Origin of the sequence: Pseudoalteromonas apostichopi (assembly GCF_030297135.1) — a bacterium.
Classification (GTDB): domain Bacteria; phylum Pseudomonadota; class Gammaproteobacteria; order Enterobacterales; family Alteromonadaceae; genus Pseudoalteromonas; species Pseudoalteromonas apostichopi.
Genome location: NZ_AP028066.1, coordinates 291,746 through 316,958 on the forward strand (window position 1 = coordinate 291,746; position 25,213 = coordinate 316,958).

Below are 25,213 nucleotides of genomic sequence, written 5' to 3' on the forward strand. Positions count from 1 at the left end.
TTTTTGGCGCGCAAAGCACAAGGGAGAAAGCGGCCTTAGAATGTTCAATGTGAGCCTAAAGCCGCCATAACCTATACCTATTTGAGATGATCGGTTATTAATTTTTCTGTATGTGAGAGTAAATCATATCCACCAACAGCGCCATGTCCAGGGACGACAATCACTGCACTTTTAAATTTCCTTTTTAATTGCTTTGTTATATTAAGCCAAGAGTGTATGTCACCATGAACTAGGTTACCTACAGATGATGACTGAAGTGACCGAACTGCGCAGCCACCAAATAAGATTCTTTTTTCAGGTAACCACGCCATAACATTGTCCATTGCATGCCCAGGGCCTGGAAAAAATAGTTCAAGAGAGCCAAATTTAACAACTGAATCTGCTACTCTAAGTTCTTTGATAATATTGTTAGGTACTGCCGCGCCTTGCTCTATGGTTAACTGAGCAGTTAATGGATGAGCAAAAACATTGATTCCCTTAGACTCAAGTACATCGACACCAGCAGCTCGGTCACCGTGCGCATGCGTAACAAATGCTTTGCTTACTGGCAGTTTTATTTCTAAGCTAATTGCTTCGAGTAAATCTAAAGTGAGTAATTCCCCCCACGCTGTGTCGATAAGGGTTAAACTATCTCCTTCTTTCACAATTAAGCCATTTGAGGGAAATTCTGTACCATTTGGGTAAGTATAATATGATGTATGCAGCCATACCCCATCAGCTAACTGGGTTATAGAAACCTGATTTGGCCTGTTTTCTTGCGCTGAAGCCTGAAAGCTATATATTAAAAGAAAGAAAATAAAACTACCGAATATCCTAAATTTCATCATTGCACTATATCCCTAAATTAAGACATAAAAAATATATTATAATTAAAGTGATAAACAAATAGTAATATAATTATACAGAAGCTTTTATTTCTATAACTATAAGAAGCACTATGTATTCGATGATAAGAAAAAACGAACCCAAAGGTTCGTTTTTGTATTTAAGTCAAAGAATGTTCTGCAAAACTTTCGCTCAAGAATGCAGGCAATAACTTTGGAGTCTAAGCAACTTGCAATTAAACCTACGTTAAAAATTATATTGTAAGCTAACCTTATAATTTAACGGCTCACCTGGTTGGGTCCAAATTGCAGAGTATGAATTAGCGTAATAGGTTTTATCCAACACGTTATTTACAACAAACTGTAAGCTCAAATCATCATTAACATGGTAGTTTGCAAACAGATTTACCAAAGTATATGAAGGCAAATAATAGCTAGGGTCAATCGCTTCACCTAGCCGCTCCCCAACATATTGAACCGACACACCAACTGTTGAGTTCGAATCGATTAAATCACTTAACTCTCTCTTAATACGCACATTGGCACTATGTTTTGGAATGTTTAATAAAGGGGTGCCTTTTGGCAAACTAACCCACCAATCGGTATTAACAGTATCTTTTGCTGTTTTAGCATCGGTGTAAGTATATGCAAGATCAAACGAAGTTTGGCTAGTAATATTACCGTGTAAGTCTAGCTCAACACCTTCACTCGTAACCTCGCCTAGAGCCCTAGATACACCTGCTTGTACGTCAGTGCTTAACATGTTGCTCTTTTGCGCATTAAATACTGTAAAGCTACCACTGACAATGTCTGTATTAAATTTAACTCCAACTTCAATAGAGGTTGTTTCTTCAGGCTCAAATGCTTCTCCATCAGCATCGAAACCACTATTAGGTCTAAAACCTTCAGAATAACTGCTATAAAATTGCAGATCTTCAGAGTGAGCATATACTAAACCTGCTCGAGGGCTGAAGGTGCTTTTGTCAGCCTCTGAACGCGTTAAGTTTTTATGGTTATCAATTCTTTGATCAAACCAATCGTAACGACCACCAATTTGCATTTTCCATTTTTCAGTGATGTCGACTTGGTCTTGAATATAAATACCATAGCTATTCTGTACTTCTGTGGTGTCGAATAACAGAGAACCTTCAGGCGCCGTTTTACCGTACTCAGGCTCATACATATTTATAGCGTAACTCGTGTCATCAAGAGTCGGGCGATATCTGTACCAAACCTTATCAAAATCAAACTTACTGGCATCAGCACCAATTAAAAGGTGATGAGTGAAACCTGCAGCTTTTATACTACCGCTAAGCTCTGAGCGTGCAGATATATAGTTAGTTTGAAAGTCACGCTGGTTATGTTGTCTGCTCAGTGTCACGCCATCAATGAAATATACTTGTCGGCTTGGAGCAAGCTCAGCATCACTTGATTCACTCAAAAACTCTGAATCGCTATAACTAATACCTGTTAGAAGCGACCATTCTCCTAATTGATGCTCAAGGGTAAGCTGATGAGAAATAGCCTTAACTTTTGTAGGTTTATCACTTGGCTCACCTAAAAAAGTTTCAATAGGTAGTGCATCAATTTTACCATCTACAGCAACAATACCTCGATCGAAAGTTAAACTTTGATCAACGTACTCTAGCTCATAATTCAACTTCGTTTTATCTGAAATTAGCCATAAAATTGAAGGCGTTAATACAGTTTTTTCTGATTCATGATAATCTCTAAAACCTTCACTATCTTCCACAGCACCATTAATTCTAAAAGCCACTTGGTCCGTAATTGCGTTCGTGTAGTCGCCTTCAGTGCGATAACTTTGCCAGCTACCGGCAGTGACTTTTACATAGCCTTGCTGTGCAAACTGCGGTTTTTTTGTAATGATATTTATCGTACCGCCAGGCTCAGAGCGTCCATAGAGTGCAGAGCCTGTTCCTTTCATGATTTCTACATAATCAATATTACTCGTATCACGAACACCGCTAAAGCTTCGCCCAGATGAAAAACCGTTAATTAAAAAGCCTGATGGAATATTCTCATCACCCACTAAACCTCGTATTGCAAAGCTTTCCCATAAACCACCAAAGTCATTTTGTTCTGAAATACTTGGGGTTAAATCGAAAATGTCACTTAAGGTGGTTACACCAGCCTCATTGAGTGTGTCTGATGAAATAAACTCGACAGATTGTGGTTGCTCATTTAAAGGAACATCCCCACGAAAAGCTTGCCTTACACCCGACACTGATATTTTTTCTATCTCTGATGGCTCTGTAGTGGCATATACGGAAGATGTAAAAATTGCGCTAATCATGATTGAAAGGGCTGATTTTTGATATCTGTTCATTCTATCTCTCAGGTATGAATTGTAGTTATTCAATAAAGCTTGTAGTTATTAGGTAAAGATTTACATTATCCATCATTTGAACATGCAATTAACAATACTTATCATTTGCAGTATGATAAACAATTAAACCACTGAGAACTACCCTCGCAAATAACAGAAATTAAAAAACTCAAATTAACGCTTAATTAATAAACATTTAGAGAGAAGAATGAACAAAGTTACTTTAGCCTGCATTACATTAGCCATATCAATTTCCAGCATTTACAGCGCAAAAACACAAGCACATGCAATATGGTTTGCTGAGCGCTCATCACAATTAGCACTGATATATGGTGAAGGTGCACAAGATTTAGACACCGTTAAGCGCCAAGACAAAGTTAAAAGAGTTACTGGTTATAACAAAGATTGGCAAGAACAAAGTGTAAAACTTGTTGAGTCAGGGCATATGATGATACTGAGCGATAACACGGTTTATGCTGTTACAGGAATGCTCGATAACGGTTTATGGAGCAAAACTAAAGATGGTAAATGGTTTGCAAGTGGCCGCGACCAAATCCCTGATGCAGTATTAAGCGAACATACAAAAAAACATGCTGTACATTTGCGTGGGCCTCTTACTAAAATTCCTCAACTTAAAGAACAACAGTTACAAATTATCCCAATAGGAAACAGCTTTTCAGATCAGAAAGGTGCATTAGTTAGTTATCGCATACTATTTAATGGTAAGGCAGTTCAAGGCGCTAAAGTGATTAATGATATTGTGAATGACCCAGATCAAAAGCCCCTAATAAGCAATGATGAAGGCATCGTGACATTGCCACTACGCAATCAAGGCTTAAACGTAGTCGCCGCTATATATGATGAAAAAAGTACAAATCTCGCTGTATTTGATAAGACCGAGCACTTAGCAACACTTTCATTTATTTTACCCCATGCAGCAGAGTAGTTTTTAAATTAGCTAGTTGCACTCAAGCAAACCGCTGTGGGTCTAGACTTTCAAAAAGTCTGGGCCCTCTAGAACGTTGAACGCCCCCTTCAAAAAACAAGTAGCACACAACTCACTCACAGCCATCAAAAATCCATAAATATATTTACAAACAATGCATTAGAACTATCGCAATAGAAAAGTAAATTGACGAAAAGCTCAAAACTTCTTCATCAATGTGCGCATATTGACTTGAAAATTAACAAGCAACACTGGGCACAACCATTCCATTTAATAAATCACTACAATCTTATTATTCCATTTTAAAGATTAAAAATGATGAGCAATACTAAACTCATCAAATTATGAGAGTTGGGGTATTCAAAATGGTTAAGACAGTTACTTTTGCAATGATGCACTTCACAATCGCTTTTACAGTGACCTACTTTTTAACAGGTAGTTTTTTAATTGGTGGCCTGGTCGCCATTGTTGAGCCTGCAGTCAATACGGTTGCGTTTTACTTTCACGAAAAGGTTTGGCGTAATCTAGAAGGTAAGGATGGCTTCAAACGAAACCCAGATGAGATAATGTTTGCCTAGCTATTAACTAGGTTGGATTGACTCCCAATACAATGAATCCCCTCATCTTACACCTCAATCTGTAAATTAAGCTTTGCCCCAACGTCGGTGGCAGAGCTACAAACTAAAACGGTTAAAGTCTTTCTCAATTAATAGCCGAAAATACTTCTTTGTAAAAGAACTCAAGGCTTCTTTTCTAGATACATGCCAACTCGGGTTAGCTCTATCAAGCATATAGCAATGAATTTAAATGAAAAACTAGCAATTTTCTCAACTCTTTTTATTAAGTTTAAATTCTCAAAAGTTGGATTTCCCCGCCAATTTAGAGCTAACACTCAAATTAGACTTGAAATTATCTTTTTTCAGCTTACACTTGTACGCCTAGTGAGCGTACACTTGTAAGCTAAAGGCAAAAAAAAGAATGTTATTAAATTCATTATCAAAACATTTATTGCATCATCAATCTTGGTCAGGATACTGGGAACCTGTGCTCCAGTGCTTTAAACCTGGCTGGCGCGATGGGTATTTTCGCGCACAACTAAAACATGTACACGTGTTTGCTGAACAAAGCATCGAGCTGATTATTGAGCCAGAAAAATCATGGTCAAATCATCAAGCAGGCCAGCATATTGCGTTAACAATACAAACGAACGGGCGACTATTGACTCGCGTGTTTACCATCGCAAGCGAACCAAAATTGGCAAAGCAAGAGCGACAAATTCGTTTATTGATCCGCAGCCAAGAGATTGGCGCATTTACGTCAAAGCTAGCAAATTTGAAGCCTGGACAATGGCTTAATATCTCTGAGCCTAAAGGCCAGTTTGTTATGCCAAATACCGCGCGCTCTATAATTATGCTTGCCGGTGGCTCTGGCATTACGCCATTTATAGCCATGCTGAAGTCTTTACCGGCTGATAGCAAACAAACCATTACCCTGCTTTATTACGCAAAGTCGAACAGCCACTGGCTTAAAGATGAGCTTGAACAACTAAAACAATCACTGAGCAATTTTGATTATCACTTACTTGAGCGCAGCAAAGACGGCGATGCGACGACATGGCTGACAACAAACGCGCATAAACACTGGTTAGTCTGCGGCCCAGCTGCTTTATATAAGCAAGCTGCCGCTTTAGCTAAGCAATTAAATACGCCTATCGACAGTGAGCATTTCAGTGCAGTCCCTGCTGTTTTAGCAACCCCTGATAAGCACGAACTAACACTCACTCATCAGGGCAAAACATTCACTATTGATAACCAACAAACCTTACTTACTCACTTACAAGCGAATAAGCAACCTGTGACAGTTGGCTGTGGTATGGGAATTTGCCATCAATGCCAATGCGTTAAAAAGCAAGGCATCGTGCGTGATATTCGCACCGGCGAGCTCTCTGATAGCTCAGAGCAATTAATTCAACTTTGCATATCGCAACCAGTCAGTGACGTGGAGTTATCGGCATGAACACGACAAAAACAGTCAATTTTGAAAAACTAGCAACCCAACTCGATAGCATTAAAGCAGATATAAAATCGAAACTGGGTGAGCAAGATGCGAAATACATTCGCCGCGTTATTGTTTGCCAGCGTGTGTTTGAATGGAGTGGCCGTATTCTCTTAATGCTAGGCTTTATTCAGCCTGCTTTGTGGATAGTCGGTGTGCTTAGTTTAGCCACTGCAAAAATTCTCGATAACATGGAAATTGGCCATAATGTGATGCACGGCCAATATGACTGGATGAATGATAAACACATAAATTCAAAGTCTTACGAGTGGGATATAGCGTGCGATGGTTCAAGTTGGAACCGCGTTCACAACTACGAGCACCACACCTATACAAATATTATTGGTAAAGATCGTGACTTCGGCTATGGATTACTGCGTTTATCTAATGACTTTCGTTGGCGGGTAAAAAACCTGTGGCAATTTATCACTTACCTATTGCTAAGCGTGCTGTTCCAATGGGGTGTGTCGTACCATGAAATGGCTGCCGAGCGGGTATTTTTCGGTAAGAAAAAAGATAACCGTGATTACACGGTATCGCATAGCGAACTCAAAAAACGCTTTTTTAGTAAAGGAGCACGCCAGTTAGTGAAAGACTACCTGCTTTTCCCTCTGATTGCCGGCCCTTTATTTTTGTGGGTTTTAACGGGTAACCTAGCCGCTAATTTATTACGTAACCTCTGGACCTCTACGATTATCTTTTGCGGGCACTTTACCGGTGAAGTTGAAACATTTAAACAGCAAGACTGCGAAAATGAATCGCAAGGCCAGTGGTATTACCGCCAAGCGTTAGGCTCATCAAATATCAAAGGGGGTAACCTGTTTCATGTAATGACTGGGCACTTGAGCTATCAAATAGAGCATCACTTGTTCCCTGATTTACCTGCAAAACGTTATCGTGAGATTGCTCCTAAGGTGCAAGCTATCTTTAAAGAGCACGGCATCAATTACAATACAGGCGGCTTCTTTCGCCAGTACTTTTCTGTTGTAAAACGGATTGTGCGCTACTCTTTTCCGTAATTTCAAAAACGCCAGTGCATTGCACTGGCGTTTTTATTTTTAATATCATGGTAAGGAATTAACTTTAAAAATAGGTTCATTAATTTCTAACTGTAATTCATCATCTGCTGCTTGTTCCGCGAAAGTTAAAGCTGTATTTGCAAAGTTTAGCGCTTGGACCTAATCAGGCTTCTCTAAGTAGTTTTCTGCAATCGCAAAATTAATAGATGCATCTTATGGGGTGGCAGACAAACAACTCGTGAAATTGCTCCACAGTGGGATCTTGGTAATTAATCCTAAACTATGGTTAAAGTGAGGCCTATCTAAATTATTGTGCTATTTCATTAGTTGTATTATTGATCACCGCTAGGTGATAAATAATCACTAAGTTCGCAATAAACCACAGATCTTTAATCACAAATTGACCAAGTCCAGCTAAAACCGTCGTACTGCTAAGCGCATTCGGCGCGGTAACTAAAAATGTTTGCGTCATAATAAAAACAGCGCAACAGGAAAGCCCTGCCAACACTATTAACTTGTTATTTTTGAGTAATAAGCCAACACAAAGCAACAGCACACTAACAATGTCAAACACGCCAATCGCATTCGATGCGCCCTGCACACTAAAAACCTGATACAACCACGACATGAATGGTGATGTTTCAACAAGCGTTACAATCCCCTTTGCCTCAAAAGCAAAAAACTTCATTGCGCCTATCCAAACCAGCACTAAAGCCACTGAAGCATAATTCAAGGTAATATGCGCTTTATCACTTAAAGCATCTTTGTAAAACACAAATAAAAATAGCGGAATTACAGCAAAATACTTAATGATCCCCTGCCCTGAACCAATCACAGGAAAGCCCCCTTCACTTGCAAGCCAACGATTAGCGCCAAACAACGCAATCAAACAGATCAGTGATATAGCAAATGCAGTGATGGTCGGAAGTGCCCTATTAATAAACCCTAAATGAGAGTGAAGGCTGGTAATGCCAACAAAGCAAAATGCAAAGCCTGCGATCATACTCATGATGTGAGCTGGCACCTGAGAGTCTAATTTATAAAACGAAAAGATACTGCCAATGGCATTGGGGTTTGCTCCCAAGATAAATGACAAACCCAATAGCGAAAAACTGATGGTGATAAGTGCAATCACTAAATTATTTGATGTACGTAAATTCATACAAACCCCTTTCTACTGATTGTTTAAAAGACCATAGTTAGTGATAAAAACATTCACACTAAAATAAAATATAAGAAAAGTCTGAGAAGAGATTTGTATAAGCAATTGAAAAATCGATATAAGTATCACTGCTATTTGCCGTTATTTGCTGTTAATTAGGCAAAAATAAATCTCTTTAATTCAATATCAGCAATTTTGTTCAAGTTTTAAGGTTGCTTGCTTCGCTATATTGGCGTAGGAATAATAACGAAGCGCACAACCTTCAGGAGCATCTGTGAGCAAAGACAATCACTTTAAGTACATCAACAACGAACAGCATCAGAGCATCTCGATGTTGACTGCGACTATGAGTGATTTTACATATGCAAAGCATGCTCACGAAGAGTATTCAATTGGCATAACTCTACAGGGGCGGCAAGATTTCTTTTGTCGTAATGCGTTTTATAAAAGCGTACCTGGCAATATTATTTTGTTTAACCCTGAAGATATTCACGATGGCCACTCTGGCACAGAACAAAACCTAGAGTATCTAATGCTGTACATTCATCCTGATGAATTTCAGCCTTTGTTTAAAGCGCTAGGGTATAAGCAAGATTGTACATTACGTATGGCAAACACCTTGTATGCAGATCCATTACTGCGTAATCAAGTGATTAACTTATCTAGGCTTTTACAAACCAATAGCACGAACAAAATAGAGCGAGAAGCTGCACTATTGCAAATGGCGCAGTCTTTAGTCAGGCTCAACGGCAGCCTTGATTTACCGACTTTAAGCACCCGAGTTGATAGCTTACTGCTGAGAGCAAAAGACTATATTTTGGCAAATATCGACAATGACATTTCTATTGATGACATTGCCCATGCAGCCACTATGTCGAAGTTTCATTTTATCCGCCGCTTTCGCGAGCACTTCGGTATTACTCCACATCAATATGTTTTGAACTGTCGTATTAATTATGCCCGTAGAGCGTTACAAGTTGGCCGCGATGCCACCAGCGTAGCGGTTGAATCAGGCTTTGCAGATGCAAGTCACCTCAATCGTAACTTCAAACGAGTATTCGGTATGACACCAAAACAATTTCAACTGCAATGGGCTCGAAGATAGAGCTAAACTACTGATTTGGAGCTGTTATGGCAGATGTTTTTGCATATGCTATTGGCATTATGTACACCCCTGGGCCAATCAATTTACTCGGTTTAAGCAGTGGCTTAAATAAACAAACACGTTCACACCTTGGGTTTTTTATCGGCGTGGGTAGCGCGATGTTTATCTTATTTGTACTGCTTGGCTACCTTGGCTTACAAATGATAAATCCGCAGTTTTTGCCTTATGTGAGCTTAATTGGTTGCGGCTATATTTTGTATATTGCTTGGAAGGTCGCAAAAGCAAAAGTACAGGTGAGTGATACCTCAGCGGATGCCTCACTTAGCTTTTTCGATGGCCTGTTTATGCAACTTTTAAATCCAAAAGCGCTGGTAGCTACTTTGCCAATTGCTACGATTCAGTTCCCAAGCGCAGATATTACCGGAGCTGCAATCGTATTTTGGTCTTTTATTTTAGCCATCCTTGCCTTTGGTGCTCCTACAAGTTACTCGCTAGCGGGCTTAGTGCTTGGCAAACAAGTATCACGGCCGGGTGTTTTTAATGTGTTTAATAAACTAATGGCTGTTTTGTTAGTTTATGTCGCACTAATGATTGCCTACGAGCATGTACTTACACCTTTATTGGCATAAAATTGATCATCCTTAGCAAACAGGCATAATAGCGTTATTCTCCAAATGGTTATTACAAAACGATGCAAGGCAACCTATCAATCCGTTCATACAGTACTAAGCCTGTTAGTCATAGCCATGACTATCATCAACTTGTACTGCCCTTAAAAGGAGTGATAGCTATTAGTGTGGGTGATTTTCAAGGTAAAGTCGCCCCGGGTGAATGCGTGGTTGTCAAAGCCACGCAAGTGCATCTTTTTACCGCCATGCCAGAGGCTCGATTTGTTGTGGCCGATATGCCAAAGCTACCGGATAACCTTGCCACCGCTGAGCGCTGCGTATTTGCCATTAATCAATCACTTTGGGCATTTTTACAATTTGTGTCAAAACAGTTAGAGCAAGCCGTTAATAATGAATTAGAACATGCCATGTTTAATACCTTTAATTTACTGTTAGCTGAGCAAGTTATGCTACCAAAGCTCGACAGCCGAATTAGCGATGCACTGCTTTATATTGACAGTCACTTAAGCACTCCTCTTCACATCAAACACCTTGCCTGCATTGCCTGTTTAAGCCCAACACAATTTAAGCTGCTGTTTAAGCAACAAACAGGATTGACTGCCATGAACTATGTAACTAAACAGCGAATGGAAAAAGCCCAAGCCTTGCTAAGCCATACCGACTACCCGTTACAGCGTATTGGTGAGTTAGTTGGTTACAATGAGCTTTCATCTTTTAGCCGCAGTTTTTCAAAGTACTTTGGTATATCACCAAGCAAATTCAAAAAGTAACTTTGGTTTTTAACGCTAACAAAACCGTCCTTTTTGTCAAAATTTTTGCGCCGATATTTATTATGCTTTTTATACCTTAAATTCAAAGCGAATCATCGATGAACCACGCTATCGCTACAATTGCCGTGTTAGTTGCCAGTGTGTTTTGGGGCACAACAGGCACTGCCGCAAGTTTTGCGCCAGACATTAGCCCTTTTGCAATTGGTGCTTTTGCAATGGGGTTTGGCGGCGTACTACTTTGCCTAACCGCAATAAAACAACTGATAGATGATGCTAATAAACTGACTCAACATTACCGCCTAATCCTATTAGGTTCAGCTTGTGTGGCTATTTATCCGCTGGCATTTTATACCTCAATGAATAGTGCCGGTGTGGCAATAGGCACCGTTGTCTCGATTGCCAGCGCACCTTTATTTACCGTCTTATTGGAATACTTAATTGAGAAAAAGCCCGTTGCAACTCGCTGGCTAGTCAGCTTTTGCTTTGGTGCAGTAGGCATTTGCTTAATCACGTTAGGTAAAGAGTCAAACTCTGCTGCAGAGGGGTTGTTTAGCCAAAACATCGGGATTTTACTTGGCTTAATTGCAGGGCTTACCTATGCCGGTTATTCATGGGTTGCCAAGCGTTTAATTAGCAACGGCGTTCATTCAAGAGCGACCATGGCTAGCCTATTTGGTGGCGCAGCCTGTGTACTCCTGCCATCATTATTAATTACAGGGGATACGCTGTTTGCCACAATTACCAATATCAGCGTGGCGCTATACATGGCCATAGTGCCGATGTTTTTAGGTTATTGGCTATTTAGTATTGGCTTAAAAACCATCGCTGCCAGCCAAGCCGTACTCATTACTTTGCTTGAGCCTATCATCGCCACCATACTTGCTATTGTGATCTTACATGAACAATTTCAGCAAATTGGCTGGCTTGGGATTGGCTTAGTGAGCATTAGTTTGGTAATTCAAACGGTCAATATTAAGCAGTTCGTGGTACACTGCAAAAAACGCATTTTGACGATTTAACATGAGAAAAGACAGCCGACTATCGCGGGTTTTACATGTGCTGATCCATTTAGACAGTTACAGCCAACCTGTCACATCAGAGACATTAGCAAACATGTTAATGACCAATCCTGTGGTCGTGCGCCGTACTATGGCATTACTACGTCAAGCAGGTTATGTATCAGCTATTAAAGGTCACAATGGAGGCTGGCTACTTGCAACTCCCTTAACTGAGATCACCTTATTTGATATTCACCAAGCGCTTGGCGAAAAGAACCTATTTGTTATAGGTCTAACCGATGAGCACAGCAATTGCCCTATCGAACATGCAGTAAATAGCGCCATACAAAACGCGATGGATGACGCAGAATCGCTATTATTAAAACGATTTGCTGAAGTTTCTCTTGCAGAGCTTGCCAGTCAATTTCAATAATCCTGCTTTAGAGTATTTGGCGATTTCACAAACTCGTACAACTCAGTTATTGGCAACGGTTTACTGAAGTAATAACCTTGTACTTGTGAACACTCAAGCTGTTTAAGTATTTTCAGCTGTTGCTCTGTCTCGACTCCTTCTGCAATTGACTCCATACTTAATGCGCTGGCTAAATCAATCATAGCTTTAACGATTGCAGTGTCTGCATCGCTGGGGGTTTCTAAATCATCAATAAACGATTTGTCGATTTTTAGCTTATCAAGGGAAAAATCTTTTAAATAATTCATCGACGAATAGCCCGTACCAAAATCATCAATCGACATTTTAAAACCTGCCTCACGCAATTTTGTTATAGTGTTTAATGCAAATTTGGGGTTCCCTACTGCTATTGTTTCAGTTAACTCAAGCTCAATACATTCAGGCTCAATGGAGTAAGTTTGTAATACCGATATTAAATCACCGAGTAAGTGTTTATTAACAAACTTAGTTGCAGACAAGTTTATTGCAAAAGTGAGACGCGGCATGCTGTCATCTCGCCATTGACGAATTGTTTTAACGGTATGTTCGAATACCCAGTCATCAATTTCACTAATGCGGCCACAGCTTTCAGCAATGGGTATAAACTCAGCAGGAGATACATTACCTAGTGTTGCTGAGTGCCAGCGTAGTAATACTTCAACAGCCACCGCATGGCCAGATGCAATATCAATTTGCGGTTGAAATACCAAATAAAACTCATTATTTTCAAGAGCGAAATTAAGTGCATTAATGATTTGTAATTGTCTGAGCCCAGATTTATTCATTTCTTCGGCGTAAAATAAGGCATTATTACGACCTAGTCGCTTAACCTCAAACATCGCTGACTCAGCCATCTGTAATAGAGGCTCAAAATTTTGCCCATCAATTGGATACAAGGCAACACCAACAGAAGCTGTAACAACAATTAAATCATCATTAATCGTAAGAGGTTCACTGATCACCTTTAATAAGTGGTGACAGCTCTTATTTATTGCACCTGTTGAAGTATAAGGTGTGATAAATGCAAAGCGGTCTCCTTGCAAGCGAGCAACTATAATATGCTCACCCATAAAATTACAAATTCGTGCACTCAAGTTCTGCAGCACAAGGTTACAGTTAGCCATTCCTAGTGCTTTATTTAGAATTTTAAAATTATCTAAACCAACTAAAATAAAAGCTGCTTTTACATCTTCTTGAAGTTTAATTGTTTGTTCAAATTCAATCTGCAGCTTGTTTTGGTTTGCAAGCCCTGTTAGCTGATCATAATAAGACAATTGATGTATAAGCGTTTCACTTTCGACTTCTTTCGTTACATCATGCTGAAATGAAATGTAGTTTGTTACCGAACCTTGCTTATCCATCAATGGGTAGATGGTGGTTTGCTCAACAATCACTTTGCCATGCTTAGTCTTATTAACCAATGCACCAACCCACGCTTTTCGTTTTTTTAAATGCTCCCACATATTTTCGTAAACACTGGAATCAGTTTGCCCTGCACTGATTTTATCGGGCCTTTGGCCTATTAGTTCATCATAGTCGTACTGGCACATCTCTAAGTAAGCGCGGTTCATGTACTCAATTTTTGCATCTGTATCTGTAAACATAATTGGGTGTGGATTTTGCTCAACCGCTTGAGACAATATATGCATGCGTTTATTTAGATTAATTTTATGAAACCACTGCCATACAGACTCGGCCCATACAGTCAGCATTCGCCTATCATGCTCGCTAAAAACCTTCGTTTGGTGCTGAAGAATTATCGCCATATGGCATTGACTATGGCGCATCACCGGCACCACCAATAATGAGCTTGAGTCGCTTGGTAAGCCATACTCTTTAGCATGTTTATAGTTAACAATAACAGCTTCACCTGCCGCTATTTTAGCTTGTAATTTCTCAGTGCATACATCAAAGATAGTGCCTGGCTCTGCTCGATAGGAATGTTGCTTTTGTTCGTTACAAAGAAACAAAGCTGCGCCATCGCAATTAGTGATTTCAAGCGATTGATTTACCGCAAAATTCAATAAAATATCTTGATCGTCTTGAAACGAAATTTCGGTAAGCCGTAACAATCCTCGATTAAATTTACTTTGCTGTGCAAGTGCTGCCATACGACCTACTTTATCTGATACATCGCGAGCATTAATCAGATATGTTGGCCCATCACTTTCATGATCGAACAAAGTTATCGAAAACTCAAAATGAATACATCTGCCATTTATGGTGATCGGTAAGGTATTTACCAAACACACACCGGACTTTTTAGTCTCCATAAGCATACGCATAAAGTCATCTGCATCTGATTGCTCAAACATACTGCTAATATTTTGACCGACCATACCTTTAGTAAATATATGACCATCTGAGTTATCGCTGAAGACTTCACGGAACGTACCGTCTCTTTCAAGTTCAAAAACAGAATCAGGCAGTGCCGTGAGTGTTGCTTTTAACTGTTTAGAAAAGTTATCTAGAGCTGTATAAGGCTTTGTTACAGTCTCAACAAAGAGGACCTTATACAATAAAAAATAAGTTAGCCCTTTATAAACATGACCAAAAATATTAAAGGTGTTGGTAGTGTGCGACGCATCATTTAAAACCAAAAAACATACCTCACTTAAAATAGCTAATAAACAAACGATTGTTTTACCAGCAATATTTAAGTTTTTTCTAGGCTCGCGAAGCTGTATTGCAAACATTACAGCGGCTGCACCATAAAGCGCAAAAACAAGCAAATCAATTAAAAACTTAATATGGCTACCACCCACTCCTTCAATATATATTTCTGGCAGTAGCTCTGGAAAATAAAAAAGTGAGCTCGCAATGAATAAACTAAATAGCAGCAAAGAGGTAAGTAAAGCACGCGCATTTAACGGCTTATATTTGACCCAAATACCTGCTGCAATAATTAAAAATGCAGCTCCATTAAAGAGCCGTGCAACTAACCAAAGGCTAATAACTAGATTCATATCAGCATCGCCTTCATGCATGCTGTCAAATGCTAAAAAGTGCAATGAGTCGAAAATAGCTACGCAAAGCATGGTGCAAGAAAGCAGTAACAGTTTGTAGTTATTAGTGAAATGCCAAGTATTCCAGCCAATAGCAAAAATTAAAAACGAGATCACAACTGAGAACAATTCGACACAGGTATGCATCGCTATATAAAAAGGAATAGCAGCAATAAGACCTAATTGCTCCAATAGCAAGACAATGGCGAGCAGCAATACACCTACCGCAATAAAAGGTACTGTATGTAAAAGCTCTCTTTGATGTGATGGATGAACGACGTATTTCACTATAGTTTTTGATTATGTTTTATTAATACCCTAGAAAAAAGGATAGTAAAAATAACCAGTAACGACAGAGAATTACTAAAAAAAGATGAAGTAAATGCGCTAAGAGTGACTTAGCGCACCTTTCAGTTAAGCTTTATTGAATGGATTACGGGTGTCTTGATCTGCATCTAGGTTACGCATCAAAATAGCATGCTCTAAATCGAGGTCTTCAGGCAAAGGAATTTTCACAATATGTCCTGAGCCTTTCGCATCACTAATGGCTTCACCTTTTTTATTTTCCATAAAATCTAGCTTGAAGTTGATGTTGCCTTTAGGTGTCATAAGCTCAAGTGAATGACCGGTACAAAATTTATTTTTCACATCAATTTCAACCAAGCCATTACTAGTGCGCCCTAATACTTCACCAACAAACTGCTGCTTATCTGATACAGAATGACCATACTCATAATTTTGATAGTCTTGATGCGCATGGCGCTTTAAAAACCCTTCGGTATAACCGCGGTGAGCTAAGTTTTCTAGGGTTTTAAATAAGTTGGCATCAAATGGACGGCCTGCAACAGCATCATCAATAGCTTTACGATACACTTGTGCAGTACGAGCAACATAATAGAAAGACTTGGTACGGCCTTCAATTTTTAAACTATGCACGCCCATTTTAGTAAGCTGATCAACATATTGAACTGCACGTAAATCTTTTGAGTTCATGATGTAAGTGCCATGCTCGTCTTCAAAAGCAGGCATGTACTCACCAGGGCGGCCCTGCTCTTCAAGCATGAACACTTCGTTACTTGGTGCACCATCACCGAGAGTTGGGATCACCGCTTTAGGGTCGATTTTATGCACCATTTCGCCAGTTTCATTCTCGGTGCCTGGTTTCACATCGTAATTCCAGCGACATGCGTTAGTGCAAGTACCTTGGTTTGGATCACGCTTATTGATATAACCTGATAGCAAACAACGACCTGAATACGCCATGCAAAGTGCACCGTGAACAAATACTTCAAGCTCTGTATTTGGGCATAATTCGCGAATTTCAGCGATTTCCTCTAGCGATAACTCACGCGATAAAATAACTCGCTCGATACCTTGCTGAGCCCAAAAGTTCACCGTGGCATAGTTAACCGCATTGGCCTGCACCGATAAGTGAATCGGCATATCTGGCCACTTTTCACGAACTAGCATGATTAGCCCAGGGTCAGACATGATCAGCGCATCAGGCTGCATAGCAATGACTGGCTCAATATCTCGTAAGTACGATTTTACTTTGGCATTGTGAGGAGCAATATTCGACACCACATACAATTTTTTATTTTGCGCGTGCGCTTCGTTGATACCAATCTGCAGGTTATCTAGGTCAAACTCATTGTTACGAACACGAAGGCTATAACGAGGTTGGCCAGCGTAAACAGCATCTGCACCATAAGCAAAGGCATAACGCATATTCTTTAAACTACCCGCAGGTGATAACAACTCAGGCGTAAAAGGACGAGGGGTCAAAATAGGTGACGACATGAAAGCTCCACACATCGAACCGAGTACAAGTCGGTTGCATGAATTAATACAAGAATGAAGCGCGGCAGTATAATAATCTGCCCAGTAATTTTATTGATCTAGATCATGATTACTTCAAGAGCTTATTGATGAGTAGGAGATAAACGAAAAAAGCGCCATAAGCGCTTTGTTCATAACAACAATATAGGGGAAAAGTTAATGGGCTGAACCATCCCCGCCACGTAATACGTTACTAGGTGCTTTACATCCATTTTCAGCTATATAGTCAACAGCCGCTTTGGCTTGCACTATGCCCCAGCCATAAACATGATCATAACCCATATCACCCTGATCATCGGCAGATGCCCTCAATGCTAAACGAATGCCATTTGCAGAACACTCAGGATAATTACTCCATACCAATGCAGCTACACCGGAAACATGGGGAGTTGCCATCGACGTACCTGATTTAAAGTCATGATCTGAAAATTCAGCTACGGTAATTGTGGTTTCATTACCGAGGTTTTCCATTAAACTAAGGCCCTCATTTCTTGTCACAGAGCCAGCAATCATAGTAGTAGGGTTAATATTACCAATAAGCTGGCTTTGGTTGTTATTACGAATAATAACTCCCACACCGCCATCCGCTTCACACTGTTCTACTTTTTTATAGAACGGAATTTCCCCTCGTTCGATTAGACAAATTTTTCCTGTTACATCTCCACAGCTCTGGGTACCTAAACCACAATCAACGAGCTCCCCTGTAACAGTACCAAAACGCGAGCCATCCATACCATAATATTGGAAATTAACATTATCTTGCGTGACATTAAATTTTGAAAAGCGCGCGCGGTCAACAGGCACAGTTGAGAAAACATTAACGCCTGGCGCTGCTATTTCAATTTGACTGCTTCGCTGTGAAAAGCTTGCATGACTTTTAGTGCTATCAACCGCTGCAACTGAAATCACACTGTCATAAGATGCAGGGTAGCTATGTGAAGCTTCACCAGAATTTCCTGCTGCCGCAACCATTAATATATTCGCACGAGCAACTTTATCTAACGCTTTTTCTTCAATAGGGCTTGAGTACATCCCACCAAGGCTCATAGAAATAACCGTTGAACCGGCTTGCTGACATTCATCAATCGCACCTGCTAAATCAGAAGCGTAAGCCCAGCTACCATTACCAGCAAAGACACGCACAATGTGCATATCTAAAGAATGATCATCGACAATTCCTGTCGTACCAAACTCATTGTCGATTGCGACAATAGTGCCTGCAACATGAGTTCCATGACCAAATGGATCTTGATACCACACACCAGCACCGCCATCGTCTGAGCCAGTAATGCCTGCACTCGGCAAATCAGGGTGCTCTAAGGCATAACCGCTATCGATTACACACACTTTTTGTCCGCCTTGATATTGAACTTGATCAGCTTGAACCATAGCTAAACCATACGGAATATATTGCGAGGCGCCTTCAGACATTAACTCTCTTGGTACATCCGGATAAAAAGTCTTTACGTTTGTAAGCCCTGTAACATTGGCTAACTGAGTTTTATCAATTGAAATTGCAAAACTTTCTAGTGATCTAAGTTCTTTTTCTATTTTAATGTTATTTGATATCAACTCAGATTTAAGCGCTGAGGCTTTGTTACTATTCGCCTCTAGAACAATTCGCATTGATTGCTCTGCTAAAGAAGGAAAGCTAAAAGTAAGAGCAGTGCTTGCTGCTAAAACTGTTTTTTTATTTATCATCACTAAAGTCCTTCTTTACTCTGCGTTGTCGTCTTTTTTGCTGTTTGGGCAATCTTTCACCTGTACATTGCCACTTATTGTTCCGGCATTGTTATAACCTTGGTATGGTCCAGACTCGAGTAACATCACATTCAATAACCCATTTGCACCAAATCCAGATTTAATACCTTCAGAAATATCCATCATGCACGCAAAGCCAACCCCCTCCCCAGGCAAGCTAGGGTTTGTCGAGTTATAATTAAACTCAACCTGATACATCCCCTCAGTACAAATATCTTGTTTACAGAATAATCGCTCATCGCCAGATTCAGCCCCATCAGGTGATACCGGATCTTCACTACATAAACCTGCACCATAAACCTTTGCGTTGAATGATACTCCTCCTGATTGCTGCCAATCTAATGCAGTTATATCTTTGTAATTTACTTTTCCGCTTACATCTCCATCACAACGAGATGCATGTGCTACAAACACAGCTTTTCCTGCCCCACCCTTTGAATTTAGAGTACCACCAGCATTAACTTGAGCGTCTAACTTGGCACATCCACCCATAATAGCGAACGATGTGATTAACAAACCTAACTGCGTTTTTTTCATATTAATTCCTTGTTGTTTGCTTTTATAAAAACAGCTAAAACCACTCAAAAATAAAATATATTTATTTTATACAATTAGTTATGAGTGACAAAAATAAGTAATAGAGGAAGTAAAATGAGAATTCAATACACTAAAAAAGGTAAAAACCACGCAGAGAATAACGATTAAATTAACTGTAAAAAAACGCCTTAATTAACAATCTGTTAAATATTTATTTACAAAAGTGAAAAATGTATCAATCTGTACCAAAATGTAATCATGCACTTAAATATTAAAAAACCAAGCACCATCTAGTATTTTGGTATTATTAATATTGAACTAAGTATGGACTTATAGAGAAAAGAAAAAAGGTGACCAACCCTATGACCACCCTTTAAGATCAAACTCAATTAACTATCCAGGGTAATTGGTTCGAATTTGCTAATGTTAGCAGCACAAAAAGCTACAACATATATTCTTTAATAATTAAATAGTTATATTATATGCTAAATGTGACTTATTAATTACAAAAGCTAAAACAGCTGTACTTCTTCAGTTTCAAGCGCAAAGGTTTTGCCGTTTGCAAAACTAATATCGATATAAAAAATATGACTACTTTCAACTTCAGGGGCTTGGTTAGGTTTTAGCTCAATAAAAATAGGTGCAGTAGTGGGTACGACGCTTGTGAAGTCTTCAACATTGGCATAGTTGCCATCACTGTAATAATTAAAATCATTCACAAACATCTCAGTGATATCAAACACGCTATTTAAACTCATCCCCGCGGTGAATTCACTGTTGTAATCAGCGCTTGAGTAAATATTAATAGATGTAATGCTATTTGCGCTCCCTAGCACTACTGCCGGGATAGCACACTCTGCGTACTCTTTATTAGGGTCAGGCTCATTTCCTTCACTATAAACACCTTCGCCAACACCGCCTAATTTTATGGTATAGGCATCATAAGCGAGTGCTGTGTTAACCTCGTTTTGCTCTGGGGTTACAACATAATTATTAATATCGATTGCAATGGGGTAAGGAGAGCACTCAAGCTCATCGTTTGAGTCTGAATTACAACCCGCTAAACAGCTTGCGAATAAACTGACTAGTAAAAGCTTTTTCATAATTATTGTCCTTATTAGTTTTGTAATTTCCTGAGTTAATAATTACCTATAAAATAAACAATAACAAGTGCTTAGCTGCTAATATTCGCTCATATTTTATACCCATGTTGCTATGCGTGTTTAGGGTTCATGAAAATGCCATCAAATGACTATTTAATAAAATTAGGAATTTTCATGTAAAGCGCGTATAATTCGCGCCCGTTAATATTTAACCTTTAAATTTAAAATTATTGGAGCATAAAGATGGCTTTAGAGCGTACTTTTTCAATCGTAAAACCTGATGCAGTTGCAAAAAACCACATCGGTGCTATCTACAACCGTTTCGAAACGGCTGGTCTTAAAATCGTTGCAGCTAAAATGGTTCACCTTTCAAAAGAAAAAGCTGAAGGTTTCTACGCTGAGCACAGCGAGCGTCCTTTCTTCGGTGCTTTAGTTGAGTTCATGACATCTGGTCCAGTAATGGTTACTGTTCTTGAAGGTGAGAACGCAGTACTTAAAAACCGTGAAATCATGGGTGCTACTAACCCTGCTGAAGCACTAGCTGGTACTTTACGTGCTGACTACGCAGACAGCATCGACGAAAATGCTGTTCACGGTTCTGACGCTGTTGAATCAGCTGCACGTGAAATCGCATACTTCTTCGCTGACGAAGAAATCTGCCCACGTACTCGTTAATTTCGAGTTCACAGCTAAGTCTGTGATGCAGAAGAAAAAGGGCTTTCGAGCCCTTTTTTAGTCATTAGCTAAGCCTATTGTAAATCTGTTTAGCTAATGACTAAGCCGATTAAATAATATACAATCGCGCACCCAAACTACTTTACCACCGTCACTGATTGAGGTTGTTTCATGACCACTGAAAAAAAGATTAATTTATTAGATTTAAACCGAGATGCAATGCGAGAGCTTTTTGTATCATTCGGTGAAAAGCCATTCCGTGGTGATCAGGTGATGAAATGGATTTATCATTTTGGTGTAGACAATTTTGACGATATGACGAACGTCAACAAAAAGCTTAAAGAAAAGCTAAAAGCGGAATGTGAAATTGTTGCTCCTGAGATCTCAGTTAGACAAGAAGCAAGCGATGGCACTATCAAATACGCCCTCATGCTGCAAGGTGGCCAAGAAGTAGAAGCTGTTTGGATCCCAGAAAAAGACCGTGCAACTTTATGTGTATCTTCTCAAGTAGGTTGTGCACTTGAATGTACCTTCTGCTCAACAGCACAACAAGGCTTTAACCGTAACTTATCTGTGTCAGAGATCATCGGTCAGGTTTGGCGTGTTGCAAAAGACATTGGTTTAAACGGCGACAGCACTAAACGCCCAGTTACTAACGTGGTAATGATGGGTATGGGTGAGCCTCTGCTTAATCTTAAAAATGTAGTGCCAGCGATGGAACTAATGATGGATGATTGGGGTTTTGGCTTATCAAAGCGTCGCGTGACATTGAGTACATCAGGTGTGGTACCTGCTCTTGATTTATTAAAAGAGAAAATCGACGTTGCACTCGCTATTTCATTACATGCGCCAAACAATGAGCTGCGTGACGTACTTGTACCTATTAATAAAAAGTACCCAATCGAAGAGTTTTTAGCGGCGTGTCGTCGTTATATTGATGGCTCTAAAGCAAACAAAGATGTGACTATCGAATACGTTATGTTGCAAGGTGTTAACGACAGCACAGATCAAGCTCATGAATTGGTTAAAACTTTGAAAGGGACACCTTCAAAAGTAAACCTGATCCCGTTTAACCCATTCCCGGGTAACGAATATGGCCGTTCTAGCAATAGCCGTATCGACCGCTTCTCTAAAGTATTACAAGCAGCGGGTATTACCTGTATTGTTCGTCGTACGCGAGGTGATGATATTGATGCTGCTTGTGGTCAATTAGTGGGTGATGTTGTCGACCGTACTAAGCGTTTAGCGAAAAAGAAAATGCGCGAAGATAACGCAATTGCGGTAAATATTCATCAAGCATAAACAGAATATTTAAAGATAAGCCTTTGTGATAAACACGTTATTTTAAAATAATAGATGCAACACAAAGGCTTTTCGGTAAGATAGGCATACGGAATCAAAGAAGAGATTAGGTAATGCGTTCTATACTTGCCATTACTGTTAGTGCATTCGCATTAACAGGGTGTGTTACAGAAAACAGCTACGACGGAAGCGACAGACCCGTTGTAGAAAAAAAGATTAATAATACCGGTGCTGCTCGTACTCGTATCGCTCTTGCGTTACAGTACTTAAAAACGGGCAACAACTCGCAAGCAAAATATAATCTAGAACGTGCCGCAGACTTTGCACCTGACCTTCCTGAAGTTCACTACTCTTTAGCCTATTACTATCAACAAGTTGATGAGCCAGATCTAGCAGATAAAGCCTATCAACGCGCTTTAAAAATCGCCCCAAATGATCCAAACACCTTAAATAACTATGGTGTCTTTTTATGTGGCATTGGCAAATACGACCGTGCAGCAGAAGAACTTCTTAAGGCGATCGCAGTTCCTAGCTATATCCGTGTAGCTGAAAGTTACGAAAACTTAGCCTTATGTGCGATTGAATTTGATGACTTTGAAAATGCAGAAAAATACCTAAAATCAGCGCTAAACCACAGCTCGCAGCGCCCTTCTTCAATGATTAGCCTAGCCGGTTTATATTACGCTAAAAGCGACCTTCATAAAGCTGAAGAGGTGATTGAAAAATACGAATCAACTGGTCGAGTTACCCCTCGTGCACTCATGCTCAGCTACCTTATTCAGCAACGTATGGGCCATATTGAAAAAGCCGAAACAACCGCAGCAATCATTTTACAAACCTACCCAGGTTCAGTAGAAGCAAAGGCCATTTCTTCTGGGCAAACTAAACGTTCTGAATTTGAAATACTACGTGAAAAATATCGTCAAACGCTGTTAGAAGAGCTTAAAATTTCTAGCGACAGCAGCATAGTCAGTAAAGATCAGCCAAAAATTCGCATAGTGAAAAGAAAAGCTCCTGATAATCAAACCCTTGTTGCTGAGGCGTCAGTGGCTGCTGCTGAGCAAGAGTCACAAATCGTAGCCAGAAGCAATGAACAGGTAGCAGCTGAGGTAAACTCAGACAGCGAAGAAAAGCCATCAACCAAAGCATTAGCCTCAACACAGCCGCTCAATACAACGCCAAAGACGCTCACTGAACAAACTGACCAAGGCTTCCAAACAGTTACCTCTCGTAAAGTTGAACAATCCCCTGTTAATGCAAAGCAACAAAAACAAACAACAGCGCAAAGTAGTGATGAAGTGACCATCGTGTCATTTGGTGCGCCGCAAACGCCTAACGTTCAACAAACGCCAGCAAGCACACCAAGCACTAATAAAAATGCTGGTACTGTGGTGTTTTATGAGGCAGAAAAAGACGCAAACGTATTTAGTGGCAGTCAATATAGCAGTTCTTCAGCAGATAACACTGACTTTAGCGTGACGGATCAGCCGCTTAATTTACCAATGCTAAACGCAAATGTACCGGCGCTGAATATCCCGTATCATATTATTGAAAATGGTGAAAACCTGTTTAGTATTTCGGTGCGATACAATGTTAAACTACAGAAGATTTTGCAGTGGAATGGCTTAAAAGAATCAGACCGAGTCCAAAACGGTACTCGCATTTTTCTAAACAATCCGAATATTTATCACAATATCAGTGATGGCGACACACTTTATAGCATAGCCACACAGCATAGCGTATTAATCGATCAGTTAATGCGCTGGAACAAATTGAGCCCAGATGTAGCCCTAAAACCTGGGCATAGACTCTTATTGGTAGATCCAGACTCATACGCATTATGAATGAAGAAAACAATTTAGAACAACCGCAAGAAACGCTCGGCCAAGCACTAAAAAAGCGCCGCGAAGACACAGGCATGAGCCTTGAGCAACTTGCTGGAGCATTAAAGTTATCAGTTTTACAGTTACAACGATTAGAGAATGACGAGCATGAACTACTAGGCCCTGCAACTTTTGTGAAAGGCTATATCAAAAGCTATTGTCGTGAGCTTAAAATCGATAGCCAAGCGATGCTCGAATTATTACCAGAGCACGTTGAACCTGCAAAGAAATCTAAAATGCAGAGCTTTTCTCGCCGTACTGAAAAAGAAGCTAATGACAGCCGCTTAATGCTGTTTAGCTACTTTATCTTAGCGGTGATCATTGGCTCATCTGTGTTTTGGTGGTGGCAAAATAGCAACCAGAATATCGAGGAGCCGGTAACGACGGTGATGCCAAACCAGCTTGAAAGCAGTGATATTTCACCTGACTTAGCTGTAGCAGCGCCTGCTGAAGAAACAATCATTCAGCCTGAAGCAGATGTGCCTACAACCAGCAACGAAACACAAAGCCAAGTTGCTGCTCAGCCACAAACTGAAAAGGCTGATCCTGAGCACAGTGAAGTCGTGATGCACTTCAATGAAGATAGCTGGGTAGAAATTCATGATGGCAACGGCGATCGCATCGCTTTTGGCGTTAAAAAAGCAGGTTACATCATGAAAGTAACCGGCCCCCAACCATTTAATGTTGTATTAGGCAAACATCAAGTGGTTGATATTACGTTTCAAGGCGAAACCATCGATACCTCACATTTTGCCAAAAATCGCTTAGCTAAATTTACTTTACCGTTAACAGAGTAACCGCA

The 25,213-nt window shown here is 40.0% G+C and carries 21 protein-coding genes; 13 read left to right on the plus strand and 8 right to left on the minus strand.

Translation table 11 applies throughout. The features are described from left to right. Nucleotides 1–77 precede the first annotated feature (77 nt). Complete coding sequence (gene bla / locus QUE86_RS17355) at nt 78–827, minus strand: subclass B1 metallo-beta-lactamase (protein ID WP_286260752.1); 750 nt, start codon at nt 825–827, stop codon at nt 78–80. A 244-nt stretch (nt 828–1,071) separates the two neighbouring features. Further along, the gene (locus tag QUE86_RS17360) at nt 1,072–3,171 is read right to left on the minus strand and encodes a TonB-dependent siderophore receptor (RefSeq protein WP_256854014.1); all 2,100 of its coding nucleotides are present in this window, start codon (nt 3,169–3,171) and stop codon (nt 1,072–1,074) included. A gap of 208 nt (nt 3,172–3,379) precedes the next feature. On the opposite strand from QUE86_RS17360, the gene QUE86_RS17365 reads away from it, so the two are divergent. The 4 genes from QUE86_RS17365 (at nt 3,380) to QUE86_RS17380 (ending at nt 7,191) form a co-directional block, all read left to right on the plus strand. Beyond that, nucleotides 3,380–4,117, plus strand: a complete 738-nt coding sequence (locus tag QUE86_RS17365) for a DUF4198 domain-containing protein (RefSeq protein WP_286260753.1) — start codon at nt 3,380–3,382, stop codon at nt 4,115–4,117. A 365-nt stretch (nt 4,118–4,482) separates the two neighbouring features. After that, nucleotides 4,483–4,695 carry a DUF2061 domain-containing protein gene (locus QUE86_RS17370; RefSeq protein ID WP_167657422.1) on the plus strand — a complete coding sequence of 71 codons (213 nt, stop codon included), beginning with the start codon at nt 4,483–4,485 and terminating at the stop codon, nt 4,693–4,695. Between the two features lie 400 nt (nt 4,696–5,095). Continuing rightward, nucleotides 5,096–6,133, plus strand: coding sequence for a flavin reductase family protein (locus QUE86_RS17375; protein WP_286260754.1), 1,038 nt, complete (start codon nt 5,096–5,098; stop codon nt 6,131–6,133). After that, nucleotides 6,130–7,191, plus strand: a complete 1,062-nt coding sequence (locus QUE86_RS17380; protein ID WP_256854017.1) for a fatty acid desaturase family protein — start codon at nt 6,130–6,132, stop codon at nt 7,189–7,191. The genes QUE86_RS17375 and QUE86_RS17380 overlap by 4 nt, the downstream gene beginning before the upstream one ends. A 307-nt stretch (nt 7,192–7,498) precedes the next feature. Here the strand turns inward: QUE86_RS17380 and QUE86_RS17385 are convergent, their stop codons facing one another. Next, entirely contained in the window at nt 7,499–8,353 is an 855-nt protein-coding gene (locus tag QUE86_RS17385) for a DUF417 family protein (RefSeq protein WP_286260755.1), read from the minus strand. A gap of 274 nt (nt 8,354–8,627) precedes the next feature. Between QUE86_RS17385 and QUE86_RS17390 the strand changes: the two genes are divergently transcribed. From QUE86_RS17390 to QUE86_RS17410, 5 genes are all read left to right on the plus strand, one after another. Then, on the plus strand, nt 8,628–9,458 hold the full coding sequence (locus QUE86_RS17390; RefSeq protein WP_286260756.1) for an AraC family transcriptional regulator: 831 nt from the start codon (nt 8,628–8,630) through the stop codon (nt 9,456–9,458). A gap of 26 nt (nt 9,459–9,484) precedes the next feature. After that, nucleotides 9,485–10,087, plus strand: a complete 603-nt coding sequence (locus QUE86_RS17395) for a LysE family translocator (RefSeq protein WP_286260757.1) — start codon at nt 9,485–9,487, stop codon at nt 10,085–10,087. Nucleotides 10,088–10,149: 62 nt separating this feature from the next. Then, nucleotides 10,150–10,857 carry a helix-turn-helix domain-containing protein gene (locus tag QUE86_RS17400; RefSeq protein ID WP_130052869.1) on the plus strand — a complete coding sequence of 236 codons (708 nt, stop codon included), beginning with the start codon at nt 10,150–10,152 and terminating at the stop codon, nt 10,855–10,857. A gap of 98 nt (nt 10,858–10,955) precedes the next feature. Next, on the plus strand, nt 10,956–11,876 hold the full coding sequence (locus tag QUE86_RS17405; RefSeq protein ID WP_286260758.1) for a DMT family transporter: 921 nt from the start codon (nt 10,956–10,958) through the stop codon (nt 11,874–11,876). 1 nt (nt 11,877) lies between these two features. Then, nucleotides 11,878–12,288, plus strand: a complete 411-nt coding sequence (locus QUE86_RS17410; RefSeq protein WP_130052871.1) for an Rrf2 family transcriptional regulator — start codon at nt 11,878–11,880, stop codon at nt 12,286–12,288. Here QUE86_RS17410 and QUE86_RS17415 read toward each other — a convergent pair. The 5 genes from QUE86_RS17415 to QUE86_RS17435 form a co-directional block, all read right to left on the minus strand. After that, entirely contained in the window at nt 12,282–15,599 is a 3,318-nt protein-coding gene (locus tag QUE86_RS17415) for a bifunctional diguanylate cyclase/phosphodiesterase (RefSeq protein WP_286260759.1), read from the minus strand. The genes QUE86_RS17410 and QUE86_RS17415 overlap by 7 nt on opposite strands. Nucleotides 15,600–15,725: 126 nt before the next feature. Beyond that, nucleotides 15,726–17,111, minus strand: a complete 1,386-nt coding sequence (trhP, locus tag QUE86_RS17420; protein ID WP_130052876.1) for a prephenate-dependent tRNA uridine(34) hydroxylase TrhP — start codon at nt 17,109–17,111, stop codon at nt 15,726–15,728. 195 nt (nt 17,112–17,306) lie between these two features. Further along, on the minus strand, nt 17,307–18,851 hold the full coding sequence (locus QUE86_RS17425) for a S8 family serine peptidase (RefSeq protein WP_286260760.1): 1,545 nt from the start codon (nt 18,849–18,851) through the stop codon (nt 17,307–17,309). Between the two features lie 15 nt (nt 18,852–18,866). Next, the gene (locus QUE86_RS17430; RefSeq protein WP_286260761.1) at nt 18,867–19,448 is read right to left on the minus strand and encodes a hypothetical protein; all 582 of its coding nucleotides are present in this window, start codon (nt 19,446–19,448) and stop codon (nt 18,867–18,869) included. Between the two features lie 512 nt (nt 19,449–19,960). Then, complete coding sequence (locus tag QUE86_RS17435; protein WP_167657414.1) at nt 19,961–20,551, minus strand: DUF5034 domain-containing protein; 591 nt, start codon at nt 20,549–20,551, stop codon at nt 19,961–19,963. Between the two features lie 243 nt (nt 20,552–20,794). On the opposite strand from QUE86_RS17435, the gene ndk reads away from it, so the two are divergent. From ndk to QUE86_RS17455, 4 genes are all read left to right on the plus strand, one after another. Next, nucleotides 20,795–21,226: a nucleoside-diphosphate kinase gene (gene ndk, locus QUE86_RS17440; RefSeq protein WP_036972405.1), complete on the plus strand. Its 432-nt coding sequence runs from the start codon at nt 20,795–20,797 to the stop codon at nt 21,224–21,226. Nucleotides 21,227–21,397: 171 nt separating this feature from the next. Next, nucleotides 21,398–22,528: a dual-specificity RNA methyltransferase RlmN gene (gene rlmN / locus QUE86_RS17445; RefSeq protein WP_130052879.1), complete on the plus strand. Its 1,131-nt coding sequence runs from the start codon at nt 21,398–21,400 to the stop codon at nt 22,526–22,528. 113 nt (nt 22,529–22,641) lie between these two features. Then, nucleotides 22,642–24,372 carry a type IV pilus biogenesis/stability protein PilW gene (gene pilW / locus QUE86_RS17450; protein WP_286260762.1) on the plus strand — a complete coding sequence of 577 codons (1,731 nt, stop codon included), beginning with the start codon at nt 22,642–22,644 and terminating at the stop codon, nt 24,370–24,372. Continuing rightward, a complete protein-coding gene (locus tag QUE86_RS17455) occupies nt 24,369–25,208 on the plus strand; it encodes a RodZ domain-containing protein (RefSeq protein ID WP_256854024.1) in 840 nt (279 codons plus the stop codon). Before pilW ends, QUE86_RS17455 begins: the two co-directional genes overlap by 4 nt. Nucleotides 25,209–25,213: the final 5 nt, after the last annotated feature.

Excerpts from the sequence above, each read along its gene's own strand:
- bla (WP_286260752.1), bottom strand. The coding sequence starts at position 827 with ATGATGAAATTTAGGATATTCGGTAGTTTTATTTTCTTTCTTTTAATA.
- QUE86_RS17360 (WP_256854014.1), bottom strand. The coding sequence starts at position 3,171 with ATGAACAGATATCAAAAATCAGCCCTTTCAATCATGATTAGCGCAATT.
- QUE86_RS17365 (WP_286260753.1), top strand. The coding sequence starts at position 3,380 with ATGAACAAAGTTACTTTAGCCTGCATTACATTAGCCATATCAATTTCC.
- QUE86_RS17370 (WP_167657422.1), top strand. The coding sequence starts at position 4,483 with ATGGTTAAGACAGTTACTTTTGCAATGATGCACTTCACAATCGCTTTT.
- QUE86_RS17375 (WP_286260754.1), top strand. The coding sequence starts at position 5,096 with ATGTTATTAAATTCATTATCAAAACATTTATTGCATCATCAATCTTGG.
- QUE86_RS17380 (WP_256854017.1), top strand. The coding sequence starts at position 6,130 with ATGAACACGACAAAAACAGTCAATTTTGAAAAACTAGCAACCCAACTC.
- QUE86_RS17385 (WP_286260755.1), bottom strand. The coding sequence starts at position 8,353 with ATGAATTTACGTACATCAAATAATTTAGTGATTGCACTTATCACCATC.
- QUE86_RS17395 (WP_286260757.1), top strand. The coding sequence starts at position 9,485 with ATGGCAGATGTTTTTGCATATGCTATTGGCATTATGTACACCCCTGGG.
- QUE86_RS17400 (WP_130052869.1), top strand. The coding sequence starts at position 10,150 with ATGCAAGGCAACCTATCAATCCGTTCATACAGTACTAAGCCTGTTAGT.
- QUE86_RS17405 (WP_286260758.1), top strand. The coding sequence starts at position 10,956 with ATGAACCACGCTATCGCTACAATTGCCGTGTTAGTTGCCAGTGTGTTT.
- QUE86_RS17410 (WP_130052871.1), top strand. The coding sequence starts at position 11,878 with ATGAGAAAAGACAGCCGACTATCGCGGGTTTTACATGTGCTGATCCAT.
- trhP (WP_130052876.1), bottom strand. The coding sequence starts at position 17,111 with ATGTCGTCACCTATTTTGACCCCTCGTCCTTTTACGCCTGAGTTGTTA.
- QUE86_RS17425 (WP_286260760.1), bottom strand. The coding sequence starts at position 18,851 with ATGATAAATAAAAAAACAGTTTTAGCAGCAAGCACTGCTCTTACTTTT.
- QUE86_RS17430 (WP_286260761.1), bottom strand. The coding sequence starts at position 19,448 with ATGAAAAAAACGCAGTTAGGTTTGTTAATCACATCGTTCGCTATTATG.
- QUE86_RS17435 (WP_167657414.1), bottom strand. The coding sequence starts at position 20,551 with ATGAAAAAGCTTTTACTAGTCAGTTTATTCGCAAGCTGTTTAGCGGGT.
- ndk (WP_036972405.1), top strand. The coding sequence starts at position 20,795 with ATGGCTTTAGAGCGTACTTTTTCAATCGTAAAACCTGATGCAGTTGCA.
- rlmN (WP_130052879.1), top strand. The coding sequence starts at position 21,398 with ATGACCACTGAAAAAAAGATTAATTTATTAGATTTAAACCGAGATGCA.
- pilW (WP_286260762.1), top strand. The coding sequence starts at position 22,642 with ATGCGTTCTATACTTGCCATTACTGTTAGTGCATTCGCATTAACAGGG.
- QUE86_RS17455 (WP_256854024.1), top strand. The coding sequence starts at position 24,369 with ATGAATGAAGAAAACAATTTAGAACAACCGCAAGAAACGCTCGGCCAA.